Below are 25,428 nucleotides of genomic sequence, written 5' to 3'. Positions count from 1 at the left end.
CTTGAATGGGCAGGGAAGACGAGTTGGACGAGTTGGCTTCCAAGGCCGCGGAGGTGCTGGAGGCGGGGCTGCGGTCGGAGCAGCGGGAGAGGGTGCGCCGGGCGTTCCGGCGGTGGCTCGCGAACCACACCTCCACCACCCTGAACCGGATCCTCGACCCTCTCCCGCCCGACAAGTCCCGGCACTTCAAGGTGGGTTACTTCCGCGGCTACTTCCGTGAGGCGCTCTCCGGCACGGGCGGCCAGGCAGCGGCGGCCGACCTGAGGGAGCTGTTGGCCGACCTTCCTGAGCCCCAGCCGCCGACCGAACCCGAGTCCGGGCCCGCGGCCGAGACCGTTCCCGGGTTCCCGCCGGGCGACACCGTCGGCTTCTACGGCGGGGACTACCGCGGCCCCGTCGTGGGCGTCCTGAACCAGACCACCACCTACGCCTCGCCGCCCGGCGTCTTCATCGTGCCGGACCCCGCCAACTGGCCCGCGGTGGAGGACGCCGACCCGGTGACGCTCGGTGTCCGGCCCACCGGGCGGCACTTCGGGGACCCCGGTCTGCCGCCGTACGTCCCCCGTGATCTCGACGAGCGGCTGCGCGGCTGGAGCGCGCAGGACCGGCTGCTGGTGATCACGGGCGGACCGCTCACGGGCAAGTCGAGGACGGCCTGGGCCGCCGTGGCCGGCGACCTGGACCGGCGGGCCCGGGTGTACGCGCCCGACCACGGCGCGGACCTGCGCGGGCTGCCCGCGCTGCTGCGCGGTCGGCAGGGCGCCTACGTGCTGTGGCTGGACGAGTTGAAGTACCACCTCGGCGAACACGGCCTGACCCTGGGCGTGCTGGCCGAGCTGAGGGCGCTGGGCGTCCCGGTGGTGGGCACGATGAGCGACGACGCGTACGAAACGCGCCGCTTCGCGCCCGGCCCGGCGTCCCAGGTGCTCAGTCTGGCCCGGTCGGAGCGGGTGAGCTCCACGTGGACCCCCCAGGAGCTGGGCCGGCTCTCCGCCAAGTTCGACGCCCGGCTCGACGAGGCCGAGCAGTGGCGGGGCACGACCGGAGTCACGCAGTACCTGGCCATCGGTGCGGAACTCTGGGAACAGTGGCACCGCTCCGGCCTCTCCAACAGCCGTAACCCGTACGGGAATCTGCTGATCCGGGCCGCGACGGACCTGGCCCGCTGCGGAGTCACCGGGGACATCCCCCGGCAGCTGCTGCACGAGGCCTGCCAGTGCTATGCGGCGCGGCAGCCGGCGGCGCGGCTGGAGCGGCAGTCGTTCCAGGCGGCGCTGGACTGGGCCCGGGAACTGCGCCACGACGTCACCGGGTTGCTGGTGCCCGGAGAGCCGCGCCGGGTGGGCGACAGCGACGAGACCTGGCGGCCGTACGGCTCGCTCGTCGTCGACGCCGAGCGGGCCTCGTCGGGGACGGTCGTCCCGACCGCCGTCTGGCGCTGCGCGCTGGCCGGCACGGGGTACGACGCCGAGGTGCACCGCACCGTACGGACGACCGCGCACGCCGTCTTCGCGGTGCGCGCGGAGGACGGCGACGCCGAGGCCATGCACATGCTCGGCCTGCTCGCCGAGGACAACGAGGACGAGGCCACGGCGCTGGAGTGGTTCCGCAAGGCCGTGGACGCGGGCAAGAAGGAGCTGTCCGGGCGGCTCGGCGAGCTGCTGCTGGCGAGGGGAGAAGCGGAACAGGCGCTGCCGTATCTGCGGGCGGCGGCGGAGGGGAAGCCGGGCGGCCAGGAGATGAGGCTGGTCGGCGAGGCCCACCTGGCCCTGGCCGAGCAGGCGCTGCGCGAGGCCGTGAGCGGGGGTGACATGGCGGCGGCACACCGGCTGGGCGACCTGCTGCTGGGGCGGGGCGAGCTGAGCCAGGCGTCGTCCTACTACATGGAGGCCGAGGCGCAGGGGTACGCCCCGGTCGCCCGCAGCGCGGCCGTCTACTTCCTGTTGCGCCACGAGACCGAGATCGCCGAGGTGCTGCTCACCCGTGCCGCCGCAGAGGGCGACAAGGAGGCCGCTCGTCTGCTGAACGACGCGCAGGAGCCGAGCGGGAGCCTGACGGACGCCGCGGAGTACTTCGCGTCCGGTCACCCGCTGGACGCCGCCCATGTCGGTGCCGTGACGGAGAAGGCGGGGCTTCCGGAGCAGGCCCGCGGTCACTACGAGCAGGGGTACGCCGACGGCGACCCCTATGCCGCGTACCGGCTCGCCGCTCTCCTCGTAAAGCTGGGCAGACCAACCCAGGCCGCGCTCTGGTACCGCAAAGCCGCCGACATGGGGCATCCGGGTGCGAGGAAGGCGCTCGAAGAGCGCGTCGAGGACCCCGCTACCGTCGAGGAGTGACCAACCAGCCCCGCCCTCCGACCGGCACCCCGACCGGCGTCCCGACCGACGCTCCGTCGGCTCCCACCCTCTTCACCTGGGAGTTCGCCACCGACCCCTATCCCGCCTACGCCTGGCTGCGCGAGCACGCGCCCGTGCACCGCACCCGGCTGCCCAGCGGTGTCGAGGCCTGGCTGGTCACCCGTTACGCCGACGCGAAACAGGCCCTCGCCGACCAGCGGCTGTCCAAGAACCCCGCGCATCACGACGAGCCCGCCCACGCCAATTCTCCTGACTAACATGTCATGCGTGATGAACCGACCAGCGGGGCCGCCCCGCGTAGTTGGTGCCCTGCGACTCAGCAGGTACACCGACGCAAGCACGTCGCCTGAGGTACAGACCGACACAGTCACTCACGCGGGATTGTCGATTGGAGGGCGCTTCGTTGGGTGGGCTCGTGACACCGACGTCTCGGCCCTGAAAACCACGCCGTGGGAACGGGCGGAGCTGCGTTACTGGCTCGACCGTCCCGACGAGTGGGACGTCATGATCTGGCAGCGCATGGACCGTGCGGTACGCAGCATGGCCGACATGGCAGATCTGGGCCGCTATGCGAAGAAGCACGGGAAGCGTCTCGTCTTCGCGTCAGGTCCCGGTGGCGGGATGCTGGAGCTTGACTTCACCTCCATCATGAGCGAATTCATGATGATGTTCCTGGCCTTCGCCGCACAGTTGGAAGGGCAAACCATCCTGGAGCGCAACCAGGGTGCTGCGGCGTACTTGCAACAGATTGGGCGTTGGGCGGGCGGAGGCGTTCCGTACGGGTTTCGTCCCGACCGGAAGGTCTTCCCTGACGGCAATGAGGGATGGTGGCTCGTTGCCGACGACGGCGAAGGCGGGACCGCAGCGATCCGTCGGGAAATGGCTGCTATGGCGATTGAGGGCGCTAGCTTCGCGGGTATTCAGGAGCACCTTCGGGCGACGAACGCGATTACTCCCAAGAACCACCGTGCCCGGTACGCGCGTCCTCAGCGGGATTTCGACCCGGACGATAAGTGGCACGTCTCCACGGTGGCGAAGATGCTTCAATCGCCCGTCATGCGTGGCCACACGGTCAAGTCGGACGGTACGCCCGTTCTGACAGCTACTGGTGACCCGGTACTCCAGGGCGAGGCGCTCATCAGTGACGTCGACTGGTTCGACCTCCAAGAGGCTTTGAAGAGCAGACAAACGAAGGCAAGTGGCGTACCCAAGCGGAAGGACGCGCATCCTTTGCTCGGGGTTATCGTCTGTGGCACCTGCGGGAGGAACATGGTCCTTCACGTCTACGTCGAGCGCTCCGGCAAGGATGCAGGGAAACGGATCGATCAATTCACCTGTGCCAACACGCATCATCCCGTAGGCACTGACGGTAAGAAGCTTCCGGGGCTGACGGTGAAGGCGTCACCTGTGATCAAGTACGTCGAAGGTGAGTTCCTCCGTACTGTCGGCCGGCTCCGTCTGACCAAGACCGTCATCCGTGGGGGAGTAGACAACCGCGCCGCCATTGCCGAGTTGGAGGCGTCGATCGCCACACTCGGGCGGAATCTCGCGACCGTCCAGGGAGCGGCTGCTGAGATCCTGGTGGGTCAACTGAACGGGATGTCGGAGCGGCTTGCCGCTCTCCAGCAGACGCCCTACGAACCCCCACGGCAAGAGGTTGTGGAACTCCCGGGTACTTGGGCGGACGAGTGGGCGAAGGACGACGACAACCAGCGACGTCGGGGGATGCTGCTCCAGGCCGGCGTCAAGGTCACCGTCGGGAAAGTGACGCGATGGCGACAGCCTCCCGAAGATCGGCTGACCTTCGAACTGGGCGAGTTCGGCGACCCGGTTGTGACGGCCCTGGAGGCCGTCGCACTCGAAGAAGCGTCGGACTGACGCAGAGCACGTAACCCACAGCACACGCCGCGCAGCCGTGCGGCGCTCACGGCACAGCCCCGGTATCGACTTGGCGGAAGACCCGGGGCTGTGTCCTCAACAGAGGAACTCTCATCATGACACAGGTCATCATCACCGTCCCCGGTAGCGAAATCCTCCCCGGCGACCTCCTCGCCGCGAAGGACTGGCGCACGGTCGAGGAGATCGGCCTCCGTACCGGCGACACGACGTCGCTCTACATCCTCGACGGCGGGATCTACATCGTGGGAGACGGCCGGGAGTACGTCGTTCGCCGTGAGATGCCCGCCCCGGAGCGCGTCCTCGTCGTCGGACCGACCGACATCCCTGCGGACGTCGAACGCCTCCGCGACGTCGCCCGTGACGTCGCCTACGAGCTTGGCCGTCCGGCCACGTACGCCACGCACACCGACTACGACGTCACCGCCTTCGCGGCCGTCTACAGCGTGCGCCCCCTGACGTCGCTCCGCACCGCTCCCGCCCTCGTCCTCGTCGCAGAGGCCATGCTCGCCGGCGTCGAGGTGCACGAGCCGCTGAAGGCGGACGAGGTGACCACGTGCGGGTGCGGACTCGTCAGCCGACACACCCGCCCCCACGTCGACGAGCGCGGCATCGTGTGGTGCGCGGAGTGCCTGAGCGACGATGCCTGTGCGCACTGCGGGGAGGCGTTCGACATGGAGGACGCGGAGTTTGTCCAGCGCGACGACACGTGGTTCCCGATCCACGCCGGATGCCTCGCCCCGGGACACCGCCCGACGTCGAGCCGACTCATGAACGTCGCCTCCCTGGCGGTGTCCGCGTGAGCAGCGAAGCGCGCGACCTCCGGGAGCTCTTGGAAGCCGTCTGCGAGGCACTGACGGTACCTGGTGACGACGTCGACGACCGCCGGCTTGCCGACCGAGCCATCTGGGCGCGGACCGTCGTCCGAGGCGCGCTCGACGAGAATCCGGCCGACGTCGGATGGAACGTCGGCTACCTGAGGAAGAAGCTCGACGAGGAAGCCGCAGGAGCGCGGCTCTGACGGTCACACTCTGCAACCGCCCCCGTCGCCCGAAGAGATTCGGGGCGGGGGCTGCTGCATGTCCGAGCGGGGCAGTTTGACACTCGCCGACGTCGGCGAGCGGAGCGGAGGCGGAGATATGTGGGCTATGCACGGACATATTGACTCCGGAGCGTCACCAGTTTCAGCCTCCTCGTCACCCTCCGCTCATCCGCAGGTCATTTTCGCGGTCAAAGTGTCGAACTAACCCCCTACTCCCAATCTCTTACTACGCGCATTGGAAAAGTTTGAAAGTAGTGCCCTAGTTTGCATTTTCGTCCAGGTTCCGTCCGACACCCTGAAATCGCCGAGGGGGGGAGTCCAGTCGACGGGTGGCCGACGGTGGGAGGCGCGGAGGAGGAGCGAGAGGCGCTGTGCGCCCCGCTGCCGCGCGTTCAGGCCATCCGGTGACCCTTTCCCGGTCCGCCGTCGTTCTAGGCCCGCACGCAGCCGCTCAGAGCCTTCGTGCACGTAGGGTGTGCATTCCTGGCAGTGGCCTGCGGTTCATCACGCACAGTAACTCTCGTTGGCGTCGAAGTCGCCGGGGACTCTCAATCGTAAAGTCTGGGCAAAATTATTATACGGATCCGGAGAATGCGCAGGTCGGAGCGTCACGTATCCGACACAACGTAGGTAGGAGGGGAATTCGCGAGCTGTGGGCCGTGGCCCCTCCGTAAGACTGCGCCGCTCCCCACCTCTCGTAGCGGCGCATGGTCCGGCGACGTCGAGCCGACCGTGTTGAGTGGCGGGTCCTCTCCTCCTTCGGCCGCTCCACGTTCAATCGCTCCGTCGCCGGACCTCAAAACCCTCATGACGCGTGGCCCACGGGCCGCGCTTTCTTTTTGCCCGAATCAGGGAGAACTGACTAACAGCGGAGCCAGGATGCGAAGCAACGACATATCGACGCCGGCAGCGATGCCGTGCCGATCCTGCGGGCGGGCGCTGCCCCGAAACGTGACCCACTTCCACGCTGACCCATCGTGTGCGGACGGACTACGGCGCGTCTGCCGCTCCTGCGTGAACGCAGAGAAGCGGCGCCGGTACTGCGCCGACCCGCAGCCGCAGCGCGACCGCGTGAACCAACGACGAGCTGCCCGGACGGAGTTGCTGAAGAGCGCTCCACAGTGGCGGCCGACGTCCAGCCATCAGGCGACTGACCAACTCGGGTCAGTCGCCTTTTCTGTAGCCCACGAGAGGTGACCATGACCAACCCCGAACTTGCCGCAGCACTCGGCCACGTCCCGGAGATCGAGCGCACGGAGAAACTCCTTGCCGACGCGAAGAAGCGACTGCGTGACCACCCCGCCGGCGTGGACCCGGACGCGGCCCGTAACGACGTCATCGACGGCGCTGTCCTCGCCTTCCAGACCGACGGCACGTGGCGCGCGAACATCGGGCGGGACGCCGCAAAGGCCCACGCAGAAGCGTCCGCGTGGCAGGCAGAGCGGATGGCCCGGTCGCGCGCGGTCGACTCGACGGCGCGCCTGGCGTACGACACCCGACAGGACTACTCCGCGGATGCACTGGCGTACCTGGGGACGCGCCTGGAGGAAGTTCTCAGCGACGCCAGGACGGCCGCGGAGACCCTCGGCGACGTCCGGTCGGCGGACGACGCCATCAAGGCCGGAGGCGACGTCGTAGCGGCGTGGGGACGCCTTCAGGGGCTCGTCGTAGACCTCGTGAACATCCGCGCGGGTCAGTGGGAGCTCCTCCTCCCGCGACTGCGCCCGGGGGACGCGGTCGGCGGGTTCGACGAGGAGCGGCGCAAGGTACGCGCCTGGCGCAGCGACGGGTACGGCGAGACGCGGGGCCGGCTCGACGACGTCCCAGCGTTCGCCCTCGACGCCATGCGCAGGCAGCAGTACACGGAGGCGTATCTCCTCTGGCTCGCAAGGGTCGGTACGGCGTACGTCCCGACGTCCGTAGAGAACCTGGAGGCGGACGTCATGGCCGCTACGGAGCCCGTGATGCACGACGATCACGGCCCCCTCGTCGACTACAGCCCGTATGTGACTCCGTTGCCCGCGCCCGTGCCTTCGCAGGTCTACGCGCACTCGTCCGCGGCGCACCTGGACCACTCGCAGCCCGCGCCCGCCCGGCCGAAGGCCAACGCCACCGTGGCCGACCCCGCGCCGGCCACCTACATCTACTGAGAGGAACGACCATGACCGAACAGACTCCAGAACAGCCGCACCCCGCGGTACTCGAACTTGCCCGCGTCCGCGCGGGTCTCGCGGCGGGGCTCACCGTCGAGCAGTCCGCGCGACTCCAGGGCACCACTGAAGAGGAGCTGACGGCCGACGCCACCGCCTTCGCAACGGAACTGGGCGTCACCAGCACTCCCGCCCCGCGCTCCGGCGGCAACCAGGGGCCCGACGTCGCCACCACTGGTGGAGTCGCGGCCGGCGCTGCTGCGTACCGAGCGAAGCACGGGCTCGACGACGGACGACGCCCTGAAGGACGTCCCGCGCCGGCCAACGGCAGCAACCCGTTTCAGGAGCGGGGCTACTCCATGGGTTGATTCCTTCCGCCGCTTCGCCACGCGCGGATGATTGCCGCGCGTTGTGCTGGCGTGGTGCCGCGAGTCAGGAGCAGGACCGTCACGGCCTGTACGACTTCGCGGAGACAGAGGACAACGACCACGGAGGCCGCAGAGGTGCTGAGCACGTCAGAAGCAGCGGGAATCACTCGACTGCCCTTTCAGGGCTAAAACCGTCTCTCCCCACGGCTCCCGAGTAGCACAGACCCTGTGGACAGACGGTCAACGTCTGTGGTTGCGGCTCGCTGCCTGCGAGCGTCCACGTGGGTCCCCGCGTGGTCGGGCAAGGGCGGAAGTCCCGCCAGTAATCCGCTGACGTATCAGCGGTGTTCACAGAATACCGCAGCACTCAATGGAGGAACCATGGTTTCCCCAGGTCCACGAAGAGACCCCACGCGGCCCTACAGCCGCGCCAACAGGGAGGGCGGGAGGCAGCCCCGTGCCAGCCTCGTCGTCCTCCCGCTGTCAGGCTGCGACCTGCCCGTGCCCGACATGCCGTCAGGGCGCGCGTGGAACGAGGCAGAGCGCGCTATGTGGGCGGAACTGTGGGCCAGTCCGCAGGCCACGCAGTGGCACGACGCGTATGTGCCACTCGTCTCGATGTACGTGCAGATCGTCTGTCAGTCGCTCCGCGGGAACGCAACCGCAGGACTCGCGCAGGAAGCACGGCACTACGCGGAGCAACTCGGCCTGAGTCCTGCGGGCATGCGCTCGATGGGTTGGCAGGTGGAGTCTGTCGACGTGGGCACAGGCGAGCTTCGTGCGCTGCCCGGCGGCGCAGCGTGAGCGCACGCACTGACGCCATGCTCGCCCGACGAGCAGCAGCGCAGACGCCCGACGCGGGCGGGCTGTCGTGCCCACGGGAGTTGCTTACGCCTTGCCTCGTCTGGGATTGGCTGGACGAGGACGAGGCGATCGACGTCGGGCGCAGCGGGATGAGCTCGCCGCTCGTCATCCGTGCGTGGCGACGCTGGTTGGAGGCGCGACGCGAGTACGCCGCGCGCGTCGGACTGAGCGAGACAGCAGCGTGCGGCCCGACGGGTCGGCCGACGCTACACCGCCTCTGACCTGCGAAAACCCCAGGGGGGTGATCCTTTCCGGGGATCTTGGAGGATCGTACAGGTGCTGGGCGGCGCGGTCTGACAACCGGTTAGAGGTCGACCTGAGAGCCCGCAGAGCGGCCCCGAGACGCCCCCTGGAGGGCGCTTGGAGGCCCTCCCGCGTCGCGGACGAGAGGGATCCCGCTCCAAATGGGAGCACGCGTTAGGCGAATGACGCCCATTGGAAGTGTGACAAACCGCAGGTCAGAGCGCGTATAGCCGTTACACGCCCCGGAGGAGAACCCCGGGGCGTTTCTCATTACCTGAGGACGAGACATGCCTTACGAAACCATGCCCGAATGTCGCCGGCCGTCGTGCCGATTCCTCCGGGCGCCCCGTCGGCGACCTGACGGAGCCGCAACCCTCCCGAAGCACTGTTCCGCGGAATGCAGCGCTTTCATGCTGCGCGCCAAGCGCGCTCTCCGGCACAGAGACAGCACGGAGGCGGCTGAACTCGTGCGCCTGTCTGACGTCCTGGACGCCCGTAAGAACAAGTACGAGCGGGTGCCGGAGGTGTTCACGAACGACAGGGCCAAGGCGGAGTAATTCGACGCCTCCCGCAACACCACAAACCATTCAAGCCTCTGACGGACGCGTCAGAGGCTTTCTTCGTTCTTAGGAATTCCTATGTCAACGCACGAACCAACGCGTTGCCTCCGGCCAAACTGCCGTTTCTCGCCGTTGCCGGCGCTGACGGACGAGGGAGGTCTGAAGGTATTCGCCTACTGCTCGGTGTCCTGCAAGGAGCTGACGGAAGCATGCCTCGTAATCGCCCGTTCCGATCCGTCAACGGAGGTCGAACGGCGGGCTCATCAGCTTGCCCTGATAGGCGAGCTCCTCGACCTCCGCACCCGCGCGTCGGAATACGACGAGTGGACGGGAATTTGCGGGGTGCGCGATGCCGGCTGATCTCGATATCGTCGGCTCCGCCGCAGTCGACGTAGTACCGATCGCCCCGCTCTTCCATACGAAGCTGAAGGGCATTGTCCTTCCAGCGGCGGACAGAGTCGGGGAAGAGGCTGGTAGGCGCATCGGCGACGCGATGTCTCGGCACATCGTCGTAGCCATCCCCGACGCCATAACGAACGGCGGGCGAACCGCACGCGCCGCCGCAACTCGCCAGGGCGACGACAACGCGGGTTCCTTCGCACGCGCCTTTAAGTCGCGTTTGGAGGTCGCGTTCAGGTCGTTGCCGCGACCGGACGTACGTTTGTCGACGACGGGGTTCGACGCAGATCTAGCTCGCGTTCGAGCGCGTATGGAGGCATTGAGCAACAAGCGCGTTGGCGTCGACATCGACGCGGCAACGGCCGTTGCCGAGCTGAACGCCATTGACGCCAAGCTCGCGGAATTGGGGTCACGGAGCCCCGACATTCAAGTCCGCGCGGATATCGCCACGGCGCGCGCGGAGATTGCCGCCATGCAGCGCTCCGTGAATGAGCTCGATAGAGACGATGTACGCGTAACCGTTCACGCGAACACCGCGCAGGCGCAGGCCGCTCTGTTCCAGCTCGCCGTCTCCCTTGGTGCCGTAGCGGCTCTTCCCGTCGTCCCAGTAGCCGCAGCCGGAATCGGTGCCCTTGCCTCCGCATTCGTCGCCGCTGGAGCGGGAGTCGGGGCTTTCGCGCTCGCGGCTATCCCGGCGATCAAGGGCGTTACCGGGGTAATGCAGCTCCAGAGCGCAGCAGCGGACGAAGCTGCACGCGCGACGGGCAATTCCGCGGCAGCGAACGTAAAGGCCGCACAGAGCGCACTCCAGATGACGAGCGCTCAGGCAGCACTCCGCACGGCCCAGCGTCAGAGCGCGCAGGCCGTAGCCGACGCAGAGCGGTCCCTCAGCGACGCCAAGCGCTCCGCACGGGATGCGGAACTCGACCTTACGCAGGCGCGCAAGGACGCGACGCAGCAACTCAAGGATCTCAATGACGAGCTACTCGACGGCATGCTCGACGAGCGTGAGGCGACCCTCCGCGTAAAGGAGGCGAAGGAGGCGCTCAACAAGGTCATATCCGACCCGACGTCGACTGATCTTGAGCGCGAGCGTGCGCGGCTCTCCTACGACGAAGCGGTCCGCAACGCGGACAAGCAGAAGGCCAAGAACAAGGAACTCAAGCAGACCGTCACCGACGCCAACAAGGCCGGCGTAGAGGGCAGCAAGGCCGTCAAGGACGCCACCCAGCGCGTAGCTGATGCTCAGCGCAAGGTGCAGGACCGCGCGAAGGCCGTGGCTACCGCACAGGTGCAGGGAGCGGAGGCTGTAGCCGCCGCTGAGCGTGGAATTCAGTCCGCGCGGCTCTCGTCCGTCAACACGACGGCGCGGGCCGTGACGAAGACCGACGAATACCGCCAGGCACTCGCGAAGCTCTCTCCCGAACAGCGCGACCTCTACGACGCCATAGCCGGCCCGAAGGGTCTGAAGTCGGCATTCAAGGACTGGGCTGCGGCGCTCGCCCCCGACGTACTGCCGCTCTTCGTTCGCGGCGTCAACGGCGCGAAGACCGCGCTCCCTGGCCTTTCGCCGCTAGTCCGCGAGACGGCCGACGGTATCTCGGACCTCCAGGACGCTGCGGGGAAGGAGCTCCGGTCCCCGTTCTGGCGGGGGTTCAAGAAAGATATCGAAGGCAGCGCAAAGCCCGCGGTAGTCGGTCTGGGGAAAGCTTTCGGGAATGTGTTCAAGGGCATGGCCGGCGTTGTCGACGCTTTCTTGCCACACATGGACTCAATAGCCGATCGTCTGGTCAAGAAGACGGGACGATTCGCCGACTGGGGAGCAAACCTTAAGGGCTCTCCGGAGTTCGAGAAGTTCCTTCAGTACGTGGCGGAACACGGCCCGATCGTCGGCAAGACGTTCGGTGATCTCGCGGGTGCGGTCCTTGGCGTCGCGAAGGCGCTGGAGCCGTTCTCGACGGTGATTCTTGAGCTCGTGGGCTATGTGGCGCAGGCGATCGGATACGTCGCAGAGCACGCGCCATGGGCAATTCAGCTCCTCTACGGGCTGTGGATTGCCACACGGCTGTGGAATCTGGCCATGGCAAGCAACCCCATAGGACTCGTCGTCCTGGCTCTGGTCGGCCTGGCTCTAGCCGTGAAATATGCGTGGGGTCACTTCGAGTGGTTCCGCAACGTCGTAACGACCACATGGAACGTAATCCTCCTCGTCGGGAAGTACGCCGTTGCGATCCTGACGACGGCCGTACTCGTCCCGATCCTGTTTGCGGTTCGGCTCGTCGGCCTTATCGTCATGTGGCTCTGGACGGACAGCTTCAGGCCGACGTTCGAGAACATCGCGCGCGTAGCAAACTGGCTATGGCTCAAGATCCTTCAGCCGGTATTCCGGTTCATCTGGGACGGCGTGAAGGTGCTGGGAGGCGGATTCGTTTGGCTCTACGACCATGCGGTAAAGCCTGCCTTCGGGTGGATCGCAGACCGAGCGAATTGGCTGAACGACAAGATCCTGAATCCGGTCTTCGGCAAGATGAAGTCTGCCGTCGCTCTCGTCGGCGACGCATTCGAGCTCGCAAGAGACACCATCTCTGCGGCCTGGAGCACCGTCGGCGACATCGCCAAAAAGCCCGTGAACTTCATCATCGAATGGGTTTACACGAAGGGCATAAAGGCCGTCTGGGATAAGGTGGCAGGATTCGTTGGCCTAGGGAAACTCCCGGCAGCACCTAAGCTTCTCGAAGCTGGTGGAACAGTCGGAAGCGGCTGGGGTCCAGCAGTCCCGATGAAGGTGAACCGGCCGACGGCGATCGTCGGCGAGGGAAATCCGCGCTACCCAGAGTACGTAATTCCGACCGACCCGAAGTACCGAGGCAGAGCTAAGGCACTGCACCAGGCGGCAGGTACGCAGCTTCTTGAATCTGGTGGCGTCCTCGGTAATGTCTGGGACTGGACGAAGGACACAGTCGGCGACGTCGTGGGAACTGCCGTCGACTGGGCGAAGACCGGCGCTGATCTCCTGACGAACCCCTCGAAGGTCTGGACGAAGCTCGTCTCGCCGATCCTGAACAAGGTGACGGCGGGCGTGGGTTCGTCGCCCATGGGCAAGGCAATCGGTCAGTTCCCGGTCAAGATGGTCGGCGGCCTGAAGGACATGCTCGTCAATGCCGCCTCTTCCCTCCTCGGGAGCGGCGGAGGCGGAAACGGCCAGTGGGCGAAGCCCGTGAGCGTCGGCTACGGCACGCGCTTCGGTGTCGCCGGCTCAATGTGGTCGTCCGGCCATCACACAGGCCTGGACTTCCCGGCGCCCGTCGGGACTCCGGTCCGAGCCGTGGACGCAGGCACTGTCGTTGGCGTCGGTCATGGCGGGCCGTACGGCAACAACATCGAGCTCAGCCACGGTGGCGGACTGACGTCCCTGTACGCCCACCTGTCGAAGATTCTCGTCGGTCTGAACACCAAGGTCGGGCGCGGTGAGCACATCGGCGACGTGGGCGCGACAGGGAACGTCACGGGTCCTCACCTCCACCTGGAGGCGAGGCTCAACGGTCGCGCGGTCGACCCCATGCCGTACCTGACGGGTGGCGGGGGCGGATTCACCTCGAAGGCCACCGGAGCAGCACAGCAGTACGCGAAGAGCATCCTGTCCAACTACGGATGGGACGCCGCCCAGTTCGGCCCGCTTCAGAAGCTGTGGAACGGCGAGAGCGGATGGCGTTGGGATGCCCGGAACAACAGCTCTGGCGCGTACGGCATCCCTCAGGCGCTCCCCGCCTCGAAGATGGCTGCTGCCGGACCAGACTGGCTGACGAACTACCAAACGCAGATCAGATGGGGTCTCGGCTACATCAAGAATCGCCGCGACTACGGCTCGCCCGCAGCCGCCTATCAGAAGTGGCTGTCGCGTTCGCCGCACTGGTACGACGACGGCGGATATCTCCCGCCTGGACTCTCCCTCGTCGCCAACGGGACGGGGAGCCCAGAGCCTGTGTTCACCGGGTCCCAGTGGAACGACATCCGGGCATCCAAGAGCAGCGGACCGACGACCGTCCACGCCGACGTCCGCGTGTTCGTCGGCGACCGGGAGATCACGGACATCGTCCGAACCGAGATCAACACCTACGACGCCGAAGTGGCGACTGACCTCAACAACGGACGCAGAATCTGACGCACGCTGCACGCACACACCCGGGCCGACGTCGACAGGGCGTCGGCCCTTTTCCATGCCCCGGGGTGCCGCCATGGCTCCCGGGACTCCCTGACACCACGCGGAGGAACCCTATGGACTACACGAAGCCGATCAAGACTCAGTGCACAGCCGGCTGTCTGCACTGCGGAGCGCCGCTCACGCAGACAGAGGGCGCGGGCCGCGTGCGCCGCTACTGCGACGGCGAGCATGGCAAGGCCTACCGGCGTCGCATGCGTGCGCTGGGATTCCCCGTGTGAGGCGCTCTTGACGCTCCTGCCCCGTGGGCGTGATGGTCGTAGAACATTGCGCAATCCACGTGACGACGGAGGACACCATGCCCCTACGCTCGTTCGGCAAGGACCCGGAGACCAACGGCGACCACTGCCCGACAGTGTGGCTCGACGAGGAAAAGCAAGAGCTCGTGTTCCAAGGGTGGAAGGCAGACGACGTGCTCCGGGCAGAATGCCTGAAGACGGGGTCTATCCCCGACACGGAGGCAGTCGTTCGGCTGCCCGCCCGCATGGCGCAGCAGATCAGGGAGGCGCTCGATGCCGCAGACGGTTCCGCCGTTCGCTGAGTTGCTCGCCGGCTGCCAGCGCTCCGCGGTCCATCTGGAGACGCGCGACGCCTACGGAGTCGTCGAGGAGGACGAGGACTTCGCAGCGTGGCGTGCGGGACGTCGGTACGACCTCAACGACCGGGCGTCATGGTGGAATCCGTTTCACGACACGGTGCGGGATGCCGTGGCGCGTGGCGTGGTCATGCGACGTGCCCGTGTCGTCTCGGAGCCAGTCAGCGAGTACATCCGCTACGAGCACTCGTGCACGCCGCAGAACCTTGCAGCCGGCGAAGACGTCCGATGGCTACCGCGACGCCTGGCGTCGGATTTGCTCCTCCCGGGCAACGATCTGTGGATCTTCGACGACCGACTCATCCGCTTCAGCTTGTTCGGCGGCGACGGGCGGTTCGTGGAGGACATCATGGACGACTCGACCGACGTCGTGAAGCGTCACGTGGAGGCGTTCGAAGCCGTGTGGGAGCGAGCGCTTCCACACGCGGACTACTGGATCTGAGCACCGCACATCCATGCAGCCATCTCCCTATCCCTCGTCCAGCCTTGACGCCGCCCGCCGTGCGGTCGCGGAGCAACTCCGCGAGATCCGACGGGATGCCGGGCTGACTGGTAGGGAGGTGGCTGCACGCGCAGGGTGGCAACCGTCGAAAGTGTCGCGCTTGCAGAGCGCTACGACACCCCCGTCCGACGAGGACATCCGCGCATGGTGCCTGGCCTGCGGCGCGCAGGACCGGATCCCTGATCTCCTGGCGGCGAACCGTACGGCCGACTCGATGTACACCGAATGGCGACGGGTGCAGCGCTCCGGGCTCCGGCGTCTACAGGAGTCACGCGTCCCGCTTTACGAGCGCACGCGGACGTTCCGTGTCTACAGCTCCACCGTCATCCCAGGGTTTCTCCAGACGTACGAGTACGCGGCTGCGCTACTCGGCGACATTGCGCGCGTGCACGGCACGCCTGACGACGTTGCGGACGCTGCTGCCGCGCGCGTCGAGCGGTCCCACGTCATCCGGGAGGGTGACCACCGTTTCGCGGTCGTCCTGGAGGAGAGCGTCCTCCGCCACGTCGTAGGCGATGCAGCTACGACGGCTGGGCAACTGGGATATCTGCTCTCCGTCATGGCGCTTCCAGCCGTGTCCGTCGGCATCATCCCCGCCGGCCGAGCACGCGGCATGTGGACGCTGGAGACATTCACTGTCTTCGACGAAGGGCGCGTGCACGTTGAGTTGCTAACGGCAGCAGTGACGGTGACGGCACCCGGAGAGATCGCGCAGTACGCCCATGCCTTCGACGAAATGACGGCTCTTGCTGTCTACGGCACCGAAGCACGCGCCCGCATCTCGTCGGCCATTGCCTCGCTCGGATGAAGAAGCGTAGAACCTCATAGAACTTCGTGGAACCATGCTCCCCCTCCCGCATAGCTTCGAGTCGTTGCCCAAGACGTCTCAGGAGGTGCAGGGATGGCGTTACAGAAGGGCTCAAAACTTCCCGACCCGTTGGTGTTCTCTCGTCCCGCACCGATCCCCGGGTGCGCGACGTGCTCCGCGTTCGAGCGGCAATGGGTGCGGGCTACGACGCCGGGAAGCGAGAGCTACGACCCGTCGGGATCGTCGGACATCGTCGTGAAGATGCGCCGGCACAAGGAATCGGCGCATGGGGGGTCCCAGTGACGCACACACCGCCCGTCGGCACGGTCATGAAGGACACCGCGCGGGACAAGTTCGGGGAGTTCCGGGAGCGCTTGGGCGGACGGGTCTACCTACGTCCCGTCGGGGGAGGGCGCGAATGGGCCGCGTCCCCCGACGTCGTGCGCCAGGCGACGTACGCCGAGACGAAGCGCGTGAGGGGGAGCAGGTGAGCCGGAATCCTTTCCCGGAAGTCCGATCGTCGGAGGAGCTCGACGACGTATGGACCGCGCGCTACGTGGAGTGCTCCGGGTGTGTCGACATGGTGCCCATAGTGGACGGTATGGACCCTGTCGAGTGGGCCAGTAAGCACCTGGTTCTGCGGCCGTGGCACACCACGTTCCGAACGCACGCGATCACGAACTTCAGCGTGCCGAGCACCGAGAACGCCAGCATGCCGATCGTCGATCAGGAGCCCGAGGGGCCGCCCGCACCCTAGACCCGCGGTCGGCGCCCGTGCGTCGGCTGTGGGGGCGCGGCGGGGGTGGTCCGGGTTGAGGTTGATGTGAGGTCGGCCGACTCCCCGCACCCTCGTCCGCGTCCAGATCCCTCCCCGTACGTCGACGGGGAGGTTGTCCGCCCAGGAAGCTGCATCCCGTCCCCCAACGGGGTGCGGAGGCGGACATTGAAGCCCCGCTCATTCCGGGTTCCACCCTCGGAGCGAGCGGGGCTTCTGCGTTTTCGCAGGTCAGACACAGCAGCACCCCCGGAAGTGGGTCCGGGGGTGCTGTCGCAGCGTGGCGTACTGCGCCCCTATATATAGGGATGCCGGTCGGGCTGCTACGTAGGCTCGTCACATGCACCACGACGAGCCCCGCGTACCCGAACTCTTCTCATGGGAGTTCGCCTCCAACCCCTACCCCACCTACGCGCAGATGCGGGACGCAGAGCCTGTGCGGTGGACGAGGCTCCCGAGTGGCGTGGACGCCTGGCTTGTCACCCGCTACGACCTTGCACGTCAGGCGTTGGCAGACGGCCGGCTGTCGAAGAACCCCGACCATCACATGACATGCAAGTCAGGAGAACTTGCGCACGCCAAGGGCAAGACCGGCATCCCCGGTGAGCGCAAGGCCGAGCTGATGACGCATCTGCTCAACATCGACCCGCCGGACCACACCCGGCTGCGCCGGCTCGTCAGCAAGGCGTTCACCCCGCGTCGGGTCGCCGAGTTCGCGCCCCGCGTCCAGGAGCTGACGGACCGTCTCATCGACCGGTTCGCCGCCGAGGGCGAGGCCGACCTCATCCACGACTTCGCCTTCCCCCTCCCCATCTACGCCATCTGCGACCTCCTGGGCGTCCCCCGCGAGGACCAGGACGACTTCCGCGACTGGGCGGGGATGATGATCCGGCACGGCGGCGGTCCTCGCGGCGGGGTCGCGCGGTCGGTGAAGAAGATGCGCGGCTACCTGCTGGAGCTGATCCACCGCAAGCGCGCCGGGCTCCCCGCCGAGCCGGCCCCCGGCGAGGACCTCATCTCGGGCCTGATCCGCGCCTCCGACCACGGCGAGCACCTCACCGAGAACGAGGCCGCGGCCATGGCCTTCATCCTTCTCTTCGCCGGTTTCGAGACCACCGTCAACCTGATCGGCAACGGGCTCCACGCGCTGCTGTCCCACCCGGAGCAGCGGGTGCGGTTGCAGGCGTCCCTCGCGGCCGGGCAGCGGGACCTGCTGGAGACCGGTGTGGAGGAACTCCTGCGCTTCGACGGACCCGTCGAACTCGCCACCTGGCGGTTCGCGACCGAGCCGCTCAGCATCGGCGGGCAGGACATCGCGCCCGGCGACCCCGTCCTCGTCGTCCTGGCGGCCGCCGACCGCGACCCGGCCCGCTTCACGGACCCCGACACGCTCGACCTCTCCCGCCGTGACAACCAGCACCTCGGCTACGGCCACGGCATCCACTACTGTCTGGGCGCCCCGCTGGCCCGGCTGGAGGGCCAGACCGCGCTGGCCACGCTGCTGACCCGGCTGCCCGACCTTCGACTGGCCGTGGATCCGGCCGACTTGAGGTGGCGCGGCGGGCTCATCATGCGGGGCCTGCGGACCCTGCCGGTGCAGTTCACTCCTGCGCACTCCGAGCGCACTTCTGACCACTCGTCAGCCGGAGTGTGACCATTCGGAGAAGCGAAGGTGACCGTCCCTCACCTCTGTGATCTTCACGTGATCTGCGCGGCATTAACTTGTGACAAGTGATCGTCTGCCGATACGTTCATGCGTCAGCGCGACGCGTCAGTCTCACCCGTCTCACCCGCCGCGCCGGTACTGCTGTCCAGAGAAAGGCCCCTCGCATGCTCTCCGGGAACGGTCGACACCGTCGCCCCCGCCAGGCCCCGGCGCTCCTCGTCGCGGCCGGAGTGACGGGCTCCGCCATCGCCATCCCGCTGCTCGCCGCCTCGGGCGCGAGCGCCGCCGACGGCACGGTGTGGGACAAGGTGGCGCAGTGCGAGACCGGCGGCTCGTGGAGCGCCGTCGACAAGGGCGAAGGCGAGTACGGCGGCCTGAGCCTCACCCAGAAGCAGTGGGAGACGTACGGCGGGCTCGACTACGCGACGCGCCCCGACCTGGCCAGCCGCAACCAGCAGATCGCCGTGGCGCAGAAACTGCTCGCGGCCGAGAACATCGGCGCCTGGGGCACCTGCGGGCTGACCTCCGGGCTCACCCAGGCGAACGGCGCGCAGAGCGTGGACACCGGCCTGGCGGACGACTCGTCCGACTCATCTGCTTCCTCCGGATTGTCCGACCTGTCCAGGGGGTTGTCGGGATCCTCCGGGTCGTCCGGCTCCTCGGGCTCCTCGGGCTCCTCGAACTCTTCGGGCAGCGGCGACGGTTCGGGCAAATCCTCCGGGTCGTCCGACTCGTCCGGTGATTCATCGAGTTCGCCCTCTGCGTCACCTTCGTCCCCTTCGCCCTCCTCGCCTTCCCCTTCCGCGGACGCAGGCAAGTCCGAAGGCTCCGGCGGCCAGGGCGACGCGCAGGCGACCGGCGGCTCGCCCACAGGAACCCCGAAAGCGGACGACCCGGACAAGTCGGTCCAGGATGCGGGCTCTTGGAGCCTCGTCGACACCGGCTCCCTCGGCTCGGGCCGGCATCGCGGCGCCACCGCAGACGAGAACACGACCAAGAGCGCCGACGACGCCGTCGGCGGCGCCACGACCGCCTCCGCCGGCCGGCATGCCGCGGCCACCTACGTCGTCCAGGAGGGCGACTCGCTCGCCTCCATCGCCGACTCCCTTGGCCTCGACGGCGGATGGCGCGCCCTCTACGCCGAGAACAAGGACCTCATCGGCGCCGACCCGAGCGACATCGCCCCCGGTCAGACCCTTGACACAGGGGTTGAATAGGGCGCAAAACCCAAGAAAAACAGCGGGAGTTCACGTCACATTTCGCGCCGAATGTCCGGTTTGGTGAAAGTGTGGGATGAGTCTCAGAAGCCCTGATCGTCTTTGAAATTCCGCGGATCGCGTGTCTACGGTCGTCCCGCTCGGCAACCCGAGCCCCGGCCGTCGCAACGCCGAATCCTGCCAGTGGCAGCCCGGGAACAGTCGTCGCGTCAAGCGCCGTAGGCAGGAGCGGGGGACCCAAGGTAAGCGCCGCACCGGGCAGTTGACCGGAGCGGCTTGGGGTGAAGTCGCGCATCGCGAAAGCGAGAGCGCGGCCGGGCAACTCAACCGGCCCGAACCCGACAGCTCACCTCGCAGGCGTCGGTGAGGGGATCCACCATGCTGTTTTCCGGTAAGGGCAAGCACCGCCGTCCGTCCAAGGCCACCCGCGTCGCCGCGCTGGCCGGCGTCACCGGTGTCGCCATCGCCGCCCCGCTGATGGCGGCCGGCAACGCCTCCGCCGCCACCGCCTCCGAGTGGGACGCGGTCGCCCAGTGCGAGTCCGGCGGCAACTGGTCCATCAACACCGGTAACGGCTACTACGGCGGCCTGCAGTTCTCCGCCTCCACCTGGGCCGCGTACGGCGGCACGCAGTACGCCGCGCAGGCCAACCAGGCCTCCAAGTCGCAGCAGATAGCCGTCGCCGAGAAGGTCCTCGCCTCCCAGGGCAAGGGCGCCTGGCCGGTCTGCGGCACGGGCCTGTCCGGCGCCGCCTACAACGGCAGCAGCTCCTCCGGCTCGTCGAGCAGCTCCAGCAGCTCCAGCAGCTCGGACAGCAGCGCCAGCACCCGCTCGACCGAGAAGCAGAGCACCTCCCGCTCCACCGACCGCCCGGCCGCCTCCAAGACGGTCACCACGCCGACCGGCAAGAAGGTCAAGAAGGGCGACGGCGAGTACAAGGTCGTCAAGGGCGACACCCTCAGCTCCATCGCCGAGAAGCACAAGGTCAAGGGCGGCTGGCAGAAGCTGTTCCAGCTGAACAAGGACATCGTCGAGGACGCCGACCTCATCTACCCGGGTCAGCAGCTGCACCTGAAGTGAGCCCCGGCTCCCCAGGGCAGGCTCAGAGAAGCCACAGCGCCCTCACACCCGAGGTCGGCACACTGAAGACCTCGTGAGGGTCACCCCCGTCCCCACGGGCTCCCCGCTCCGGTGCGTGTTCCCCCGTACGCACCGGGGCGGGGTTTCTCTATGCCCACTCTCCCCGCTCGCTCGCCCCCTCGCTCTCCCCGCTCGCTCTTCTTGCGCGCTCTCTTTGCCTGTTTGTCACCCGCTCTTTGTTCCGAGCGGGAACAATGTGTACCGTCAGTTCGTCCACAGGGCGGTCGGTCGGCTGCCGACGCCCCTCGGGCGGTTAGGCTCTAGTCGCAAGGCCCACGGGCCCCGCACTCTCAGCGTCACATCCCAAGAAGGAGATGCTCGTGCCGTCCATCGACGTCGTCGTAGCCCGGGAAATCCTCGACTCGCGAGGGAACCCCACCGTCGAGGTCGAGGTCGGCCTCGACGACGGCAGCACGGGTCGTGCCGCCGTCCCGTCCGGCGCCTCCACCGGCGCCTTCGAGGCCATCGAGCTGCGCGACGGTGACCCGAACCGCTACCACGGCAAGGGTGTCGAGAAGGCCGTCCTCGCCGTCATCGAGCAGATCGGTCCGGAGCTCGTCGGCTACGACGCCACCGAGCAGCGCCTGATCGACCAGGCCATGTTCGACCTGGACGCCACCGACAACAAGGGCTCGCTCGGCGCCAACGCCATCCTCGGCGTCTCCCTCGCCGTCGCCCACGCCGCCTCCGAGGCCAGCGACCTCCCGCTCTTCCGCTACCTGGGCGGCCCGAACGCGCACCTGCTGCCCGTTCCGATGATGAACATCCTGAACGGCGGCTCGCACGCCGACTCCAACGTGGACATCCAGGAGTTCATGATCGCCCCGATCGGCGCGGAGTCCTTCTCCGAGGCCCTGCGCTGGGGCACCGAGGTCTACCACACCCTCAAGAAGGTGCTGAAGGCCAAGGGCCTGTCCACCGGCCTCGGCGACGAGGGCGGCTTCGCCCCGAACCTCGGCTCCAACCGCGAGGCCCTCGACCTCATCCTCGAGGCCGTCAAGGAAGCCGGTTACGCGCCGGGCGAGCAGATCGCGCTCGCGCTCGACGTCGCCGCGTCCGAGTTCTACAAGGACGGCAAGTACCAGTTCGAGGGCAAGGAGCGCTCCGCCGCCGAGATGACGGAGTACTACGAGGAGCTCGTGGCGGCCTACCCGCTCGTCTCCATCGAGGACCCGCTGTTCGAGGACGACTGGGCCGGCTGGAAGGTCATCACCGACAAGCTCGGCGACAAGGTCCAGCTCGTCGGCGACGACCTGTTCGTCACCAACCCCGAGCGTCTCGCCCGCGGCATCGAGGAGGGCACCGCCAACGCCCTGCTCGTCAAGGTGAACCAGATCGGCTCGCTCACCGAGACGCTGGACGCGGTCGAGCTGGCCCAGCGCAGCGGCTTCAAGTGCATGATGTCGCACCGCTCCGGCGAGACCGAGGACGTCACCATCGCCGACCTCGCCGTCGCCACCAACTGCGGCCAGATCAAGACCGGCGCCCCGGCCCGCTCCGAGCGCGTCGCCAAGTACAACCAGCTGCTGCGCATCGAGGAGATCCTCGACGACGCCGCGGTGTACGCGGGCCGCTCGGCCTTCCCCCGGTTTCGCTCTGCGAACCAGTAGGCACAGCAAGGGCTGACCCTTACGGGGTTAAGCCTTAGCCAGTCGTACGTACGTCCCCGTACTCGGTCCCGTACCGTGTGCGGGGACGTACGCACGTGGGAGACGGGAGGCGGGGGAACATGGCCGTGAAGGACCGGGACCGGTTCTCCACCGCGACGAGGATCAAGCTGCTCGGGGAGCAGACCGCGGCCCGGGTCTACCGCTCCCAGACCAAACGCCAGGCCCGCCGCTCCCGCCTCACCGGCCGCGCCGCGCTGCTCGCCCTCGTCCTGTGCACGCTGATCGTCGCCCTGGCCTACCCCATGCGCCAGTACGTCTCCCAGCGCGCCGAGATCGCCGACCTGGAGCGGGAGAAGCAGCAGGCCAGCGAACGCGTCGAGCAGCTGCGCGACCTCAAGGCGCGCTGGCAGGACGACTCCTACGCCGAGCAGCAGATCCGGCAGCGGCTGCACTATGTGCTGCCGGGGGAGACCGGCTACGTCGTGATCGACCCGGACGCGGCCAAGCAGTCCCGCGCCGACCTCGGGGCGACCGACCGCCCCTGGTACACGAACGTCTGGGACGGCGTTGACAAGTCGGACGCCTCCCACCGCTGAACTGACAGAGAGACAATCCCGGAAGCATGGAAACGCCCCCGCCGACCACCCCGCGCACCGAGCCCACCGACGCGGACGTCGAGGCCTTCAAGCAGCAGCTCGGACGCCCGCCGCGCGGCCTGCGCGCGATCGCGCACCGCTGCCCGTGCGGTCAGCCGGACGTCGTCGAGACGGCCCCCCGCCTGCCCGACGGCACGCCCTTCCCGACGCTGTACTACCTGACGTGCCCGAAGGCCAACTCGGCGATCGGCACGCTTGAGGCGAACGGCGTGATGAAGGAGATGACGGAGCGGCTGCAGGCCGACCCGGAACTGGCCGCCTCCTACCGTGCCGCGCACGAGGACTACATCCGGCGCCGGGACGAGATCGAGGAGCTGAAGAACTTCCCCAGCGCGGGCGGCATGCCGGACCGGGTGAAGTGCCTGCACGTCCTCGTGGCGCACTCCCTGGCGGCCGGCCCTGGCGTGAACCCGCTCGGCGACGAGGCCCTGGCGATGCTCCCGGAGTGGTGGCGCAAGGGCGCCTGTGTGGTGCCGGTGCAGCAGGACGACGTGCAGGCGGCCGACCGGTGACCCGGGTCGCCGCCGTCGACTGCGGCACGAACTCGATCCGCCTTCTCGTCGCCGACGCCGACCCGGTCACGGGTGAACTGGTCGAGCTGGACCGCCGGATGACGATCGTCCGCCTCGGCCAGGGCGTCGACCGCACCGGCCGGCTCGCCCCCGAGGCCCTGGAGCGGACCTTCGCGGCCTGCCGGGAGTACGCGGCCGCCATCAAGGAGCTGGGCGCGCAGCGGGTGCGCTTCGTCGCCACCTCCGCCTCCCGGGACGCCGAGAACCGCGACGAGTTCGTGCGCGGCGTGCTGGACATCCTGGGCGTCGAGCCCGAGGTCGTCACCGGCGACCAGGAGGCCGAGTTCTCCTTCACCGGCGCGACGAAGGAGCTGGCAGGCCGCGACGACCTCGCCAAGCCCTACCTGGTGGTGGACATCGGCGGCGGTTCGACCGAGTTCGTCGTGGGCGAGGAGCACGTACAGGCCGCCCGCTCGGTCGACGTCGGCTGTGTGCGGATGACGGAGCGGCACCTGGTCGTGGACGGCGAGGTCGCCGACCCGCCGACGTTTGAGCAGGTCGCGGCGATGCGCGCCGACATCGAGGCGGCCCTCGACCTCGCCGAGGAGACGGTCCCGCTGCGCGCGGCGCACACCCTGGTCGGCCTGGCCGGCTCGGTGACGACGGTCTCGGCGATCGCCCAGAACCTTCCCGAGTACGACTCGACGGCCATCCACCACTCCCGCGTCTCGCGCGAGAAGGTCCGCGAGATCACCGAGTGGCTGCTGCGCTCCACGCACGCCGAGCGCGCGGCGGTCGGCGCCATGCACCCGGGCCGGGTCGACGTGATCGCGGCGGGCGCCCTCGTCCTCCTGTCGATCATGGAGCGGATCGGCGCCGAGGAGGTCGTGGTGAGCGAGCACGACATCCTCGACGGCATCGCGTTCAAGGTGGCGGAGGACGCCGAGCAGGCGTGAGGGCGGCGGGGGCGGTCAGCCCGCGTTCCAGATCACCGCGTCGAACGTGGCGCGGGAGCCCTTCGCGGGGAGCGAGGTCAGCGTGAGGCGGGCGACGTTCCCCTCGCTGGTGCGCACGCACACCACCATGCCCTTGGCGAGCGGATAGGAGGCGACTCCCTCCGCGTCGACGGTGCTCGCGCAGTCCTGGTAGCCGGGCAGGGCGGCGCCGTCTCCCGACCACAGCGAGAGCACCGCGTCGCCGAGAGCCGTGAGGTCGTAGTGGTCGCGCCAGCCGCCGACCTCCAGGTCGCCCGCCTGGTAGTAACTGGTCGTGGGCTGTCCCTCGTCCAGTTCCTTGCTCGGGTCGCCGAACGCGACCGTGCCGTGCCAGCGTTCACTGCCCGCCGCCGAGGGCTCGGCGGGCGGCGAGGTCTCCGCAGGCGACGGCGAAGGGGACGGCGAGGGCGACGGCGGCTTGGTCGCGGGGGCCTGCACGACCGGGGCCGTCGCCGGTGCGGTGGGTGCGGCGCCTCCGCCTGCGGCGCCGGTGTCGTCCCCGGAAGAGCGCAGAAGCGGCACCGCGACGCCCACCAGAGCCGCGAGCAGCACTCCCGCGGCGCCGATCCACGCCGCCTGGTTGCCCCGCCCGAACCAGCCCTTGTCGCGCGTTCTCGCGTCGGATCGATCCTCGGCCACGGTACTCAGCCCCCCAACTGCCGTACCACTGCACAGGTTTCGTATAGCTGTTCTCGCCGGGCGGGCGGTGGGTGAAACCCTGGGCGTGCGGCCCGCCGGGGACACTCTGCTGAGCAGCGCGAATGACGCATGAGCGGCCCGAAAGGCCTTCGCGAGGCCCCGAAACGGTTCTCCGCGACAGCCCGTCGGAAAACTTCGTGAAGTTCTTCACA

At 68.0% G+C, this 25,428-nt stretch carries 21 protein-coding genes, 1 pseudogene and 1 riboswitch; of the genes and pseudogenes, 21 read left to right on the top strand and 1 reads right to left on the bottom strand.

The window, feature by feature from the left end:
* Positions 1 to 5: 5 nt before the first annotated feature.
* The 21 genes and pseudogenes from ACIBAF_RS17515 (at position 6) to ACIBAF_RS17415 (ending at position 24,538) form a co-directional block, all read left to right on the top strand.
* The gene (locus tag ACIBAF_RS17515) at positions 6 to 2,339 is read left to right on the top strand and encodes a tetratricopeptide repeat protein (RefSeq protein ID WP_399464105.1); all 2,334 of its coding nucleotides are present in this window, start codon (positions 6 to 8) and stop codon (positions 2,337 to 2,339) included.
* Positions 2,336 to 2,602 (top strand): annotated as a pseudogene (locus tag ACIBAF_RS17510) (cytochrome P450); the annotation flags it as partial. The gene ACIBAF_RS17515 and the pseudogene ACIBAF_RS17510, both read left to right, overlap by 4 nt.
* Positions 2,603 to 2,618: 16 nt before the next feature.
* Positions 2,619 to 4,238 (top strand): recombinase family protein, encoded by a 1,620-nt coding sequence (locus tag ACIBAF_RS17505; RefSeq protein ID WP_399464104.1) that lies wholly within the window; start codon positions 2,619 to 2,621, stop codon positions 4,236 to 4,238.
* 116 nt (positions 4,239 to 4,354) lie between these two features.
* A complete protein-coding gene (locus ACIBAF_RS17500; protein ID WP_399464103.1) occupies positions 4,355 to 5,059 on the top strand; it encodes a hypothetical protein in 705 nt (234 codons plus the stop codon).
* The gene (locus tag ACIBAF_RS17495; protein ID WP_399464102.1) at positions 5,056 to 5,277 is read left to right on the top strand and encodes a hypothetical protein; all 222 of its coding nucleotides are present in this window, start codon (positions 5,056 to 5,058) and stop codon (positions 5,275 to 5,277) included. Before ACIBAF_RS17500 ends, ACIBAF_RS17495 begins: the two co-directional genes overlap by 4 nt.
* Before the next feature lie 1,220 nt (positions 5,278 to 6,497).
* On the top strand, positions 6,498 to 7,448 hold the full coding sequence (locus tag ACIBAF_RS17490) for a hypothetical protein (protein WP_399464101.1): 951 nt from the start codon (positions 6,498 to 6,500) through the stop codon (positions 7,446 to 7,448).
* Positions 7,449 to 7,459: 11 nt separating this feature from the next.
* Positions 7,460 to 7,816 (top strand): hypothetical protein, encoded by a 357-nt coding sequence (locus ACIBAF_RS17485; RefSeq protein WP_399464100.1) that lies wholly within the window; start codon positions 7,460 to 7,462, stop codon positions 7,814 to 7,816.
* A gap of 2,016 nt (positions 7,817 to 9,832) precedes the next feature.
* Positions 9,833 to 14,044, top strand: a complete 4,212-nt coding sequence (locus tag ACIBAF_RS17480; RefSeq protein ID WP_399464099.1) for a peptidoglycan DD-metalloendopeptidase family protein — start codon at positions 9,833 to 9,835, stop codon at positions 14,042 to 14,044.
* Positions 14,045 to 14,157: 113 nt separating this feature from the next.
* On the top strand, positions 14,158 to 14,322 hold the full coding sequence (locus ACIBAF_RS17475) for a hypothetical protein (RefSeq protein ID WP_399464098.1): 165 nt from the start codon (positions 14,158 to 14,160) through the stop codon (positions 14,320 to 14,322).
* Between the two features lie 77 nt (positions 14,323 to 14,399).
* Positions 14,400 to 14,642, top strand: a complete 243-nt coding sequence (locus tag ACIBAF_RS17470; protein WP_399464231.1) for a hypothetical protein — start codon at positions 14,400 to 14,402, stop codon at positions 14,640 to 14,642.
* Positions 14,614 to 15,138 (top strand): DUF6879 family protein, encoded by a 525-nt coding sequence (locus ACIBAF_RS17465; RefSeq protein ID WP_399464097.1) that lies wholly within the window; start codon positions 14,614 to 14,616, stop codon positions 15,136 to 15,138. The genes ACIBAF_RS17470 and ACIBAF_RS17465 overlap by 29 nt, the downstream gene beginning before the upstream one ends.
* Before the next feature lie 13 nt (positions 15,139 to 15,151).
* Entirely contained in the window at positions 15,152 to 16,006 is an 855-nt protein-coding gene (locus ACIBAF_RS17460; RefSeq protein WP_399464096.1) for a helix-turn-helix domain-containing protein, read from the top strand.
* Between the two features lie 299 nt (positions 16,007 to 16,305).
* Entirely contained in the window at positions 16,306 to 16,497 is a 192-nt protein-coding gene (locus tag ACIBAF_RS17455) for a hypothetical protein (RefSeq protein WP_399464095.1), read from the top strand.
* 110 nt (positions 16,498 to 16,607) lie between these two features.
* On the top strand, positions 16,608 to 16,763 hold the full coding sequence (locus tag ACIBAF_RS17450; protein WP_399464094.1) for a hypothetical protein: 156 nt from the start codon (positions 16,608 to 16,610) through the stop codon (positions 16,761 to 16,763).
* 358 nt (positions 16,764 to 17,121) lie between these two features.
* Complete coding sequence (locus ACIBAF_RS17445; RefSeq protein WP_399464093.1) at positions 17,122 to 18,435, top strand: cytochrome P450; 1,314 nt, start codon at positions 17,122 to 17,124, stop codon at positions 18,433 to 18,435.
* A 176-nt stretch (positions 18,436 to 18,611) separates the two neighbouring features.
* Positions 18,612 to 19,664: a transglycosylase family protein gene (locus tag ACIBAF_RS17440; protein WP_399464092.1), complete on the top strand. Its 1,053-nt coding sequence runs from the start codon at positions 18,612 to 18,614 to the stop codon at positions 19,662 to 19,664.
* Between the two features lie 204 nt (positions 19,665 to 19,868).
* A riboswitch (cyclic di-AMP (ydaO/yuaA leader) is annotated at positions 19,869 to 20,039 on the top strand.
* Positions 20,040 to 20,042: 3 nt separating this feature from the next.
* Positions 20,043 to 20,744, top strand: a complete 702-nt coding sequence (locus ACIBAF_RS17435) for a transglycosylase family protein (protein ID WP_399464091.1) — start codon at positions 20,043 to 20,045, stop codon at positions 20,742 to 20,744.
* Positions 20,745 to 21,118: 374 nt separating this feature from the next.
* Entirely contained in the window at positions 21,119 to 22,414 is a 1,296-nt protein-coding gene (gene eno / locus ACIBAF_RS17430) for a phosphopyruvate hydratase (protein ID WP_399464090.1), read from the top strand.
* A 119-nt stretch (positions 22,415 to 22,533) separates the two neighbouring features.
* Entirely contained in the window at positions 22,534 to 23,010 is a 477-nt protein-coding gene (locus tag ACIBAF_RS17425) for a septum formation initiator family protein (RefSeq protein WP_399464089.1), read from the top strand.
* 26 nt (positions 23,011 to 23,036) lie between these two features.
* The gene (locus ACIBAF_RS17420) at positions 23,037 to 23,582 is read left to right on the top strand and encodes a DUF501 domain-containing protein (protein WP_399464088.1); all 546 of its coding nucleotides are present in this window, start codon (positions 23,037 to 23,039) and stop codon (positions 23,580 to 23,582) included.
* Entirely contained in the window at positions 23,579 to 24,538 is a 960-nt protein-coding gene (locus ACIBAF_RS17415) for an exopolyphosphatase (RefSeq protein WP_399464087.1), read from the top strand. Before ACIBAF_RS17420 ends, ACIBAF_RS17415 begins: the two co-directional genes overlap by 4 nt.
* A gap of 15 nt (positions 24,539 to 24,553) precedes the next feature.
* Here the strand turns inward: ACIBAF_RS17415 and ACIBAF_RS17410 are convergent, their stop codons facing one another.
* On the bottom strand, positions 24,554 to 25,216 hold the full coding sequence (locus tag ACIBAF_RS17410; protein WP_399464086.1) for a hypothetical protein: 663 nt from the start codon (positions 25,214 to 25,216) through the stop codon (positions 24,554 to 24,556).
* Positions 25,217 to 25,428: the final 212 nt, after the last annotated feature.

It is taken from the genome of Streptomyces sp. NPDC051677 (assembly GCF_044453465.1).
Taxonomy (GTDB): domain Bacteria; phylum Actinomycetota; class Actinomycetes; order Streptomycetales; family Streptomycetaceae; genus Streptomyces.
Note: the sequence above shows the minus strand (reverse complement) of the source record. Positions and strands in the feature narration are given on the sequence as shown.

Excerpts from the sequence above, each read along its gene's own strand:
- ACIBAF_RS17465 (WP_399464097.1), top strand. The coding sequence starts at position 14,614 with ATGCCGCAGACGGTTCCGCCGTTCGCTGAGTTGCTCGCCGGCTGCCAG.
- ACIBAF_RS17445 (WP_399464093.1), top strand. The coding sequence starts at position 17,122 with ATGCACCACGACGAGCCCCGCGTACCCGAACTCTTCTCATGGGAGTTC.
- ACIBAF_RS17435 (WP_399464091.1), top strand. The coding sequence starts at position 20,043 with ATGCTGTTTTCCGGTAAGGGCAAGCACCGCCGTCCGTCCAAGGCCACC.
- ACIBAF_RS17480 (WP_399464099.1), top strand. The coding sequence starts at position 9,833 with ATGCCGGCTGATCTCGATATCGTCGGCTCCGCCGCAGTCGACGTAGTA.
- ACIBAF_RS17515 (WP_399464105.1), top strand. The coding sequence starts at position 6 with ATGGGCAGGGAAGACGAGTTGGACGAGTTGGCTTCCAAGGCCGCGGAG.
- ACIBAF_RS17490 (WP_399464101.1), top strand. The coding sequence starts at position 6,498 with ATGACCAACCCCGAACTTGCCGCAGCACTCGGCCACGTCCCGGAGATC.
- ACIBAF_RS17485 (WP_399464100.1), top strand. The coding sequence starts at position 7,460 with ATGACCGAACAGACTCCAGAACAGCCGCACCCCGCGGTACTCGAACTT.
- eno (WP_399464090.1), top strand. The coding sequence starts at position 21,119 with ATGCTCGTGCCGTCCATCGACGTCGTCGTAGCCCGGGAAATCCTCGAC.
- ACIBAF_RS17470 (WP_399464231.1), top strand. The coding sequence starts at position 14,400 with ATGCCCCTACGCTCGTTCGGCAAGGACCCGGAGACCAACGGCGACCAC.
- ACIBAF_RS17420 (WP_399464088.1), top strand. The coding sequence starts at position 23,037 with ATGGAAACGCCCCCGCCGACCACCCCGCGCACCGAGCCCACCGACGCG.
- ACIBAF_RS17460 (WP_399464096.1), top strand. The coding sequence starts at position 15,152 with ATGCAGCCATCTCCCTATCCCTCGTCCAGCCTTGACGCCGCCCGCCGT.
- ACIBAF_RS17500 (WP_399464103.1), top strand. The coding sequence starts at position 4,355 with ATGACACAGGTCATCATCACCGTCCCCGGTAGCGAAATCCTCCCCGGC.
- ACIBAF_RS17505 (WP_399464104.1), top strand. The coding sequence starts at position 2,619 with ATGTCATGCGTGATGAACCGACCAGCGGGGCCGCCCCGCGTAGTTGGT.
- ACIBAF_RS17425 (WP_399464089.1), top strand. The coding sequence starts at position 22,534 with ATGGCCGTGAAGGACCGGGACCGGTTCTCCACCGCGACGAGGATCAAG.
- ACIBAF_RS17475 (WP_399464098.1), top strand. The coding sequence starts at position 14,158 with ATGGACTACACGAAGCCGATCAAGACTCAGTGCACAGCCGGCTGTCTG.
- ACIBAF_RS17440 (WP_399464092.1), top strand. The coding sequence starts at position 18,612 with ATGCTCTCCGGGAACGGTCGACACCGTCGCCCCCGCCAGGCCCCGGCG.
- ACIBAF_RS17450 (WP_399464094.1), top strand. The coding sequence starts at position 16,608 with ATGGACCCTGTCGAGTGGGCCAGTAAGCACCTGGTTCTGCGGCCGTGG.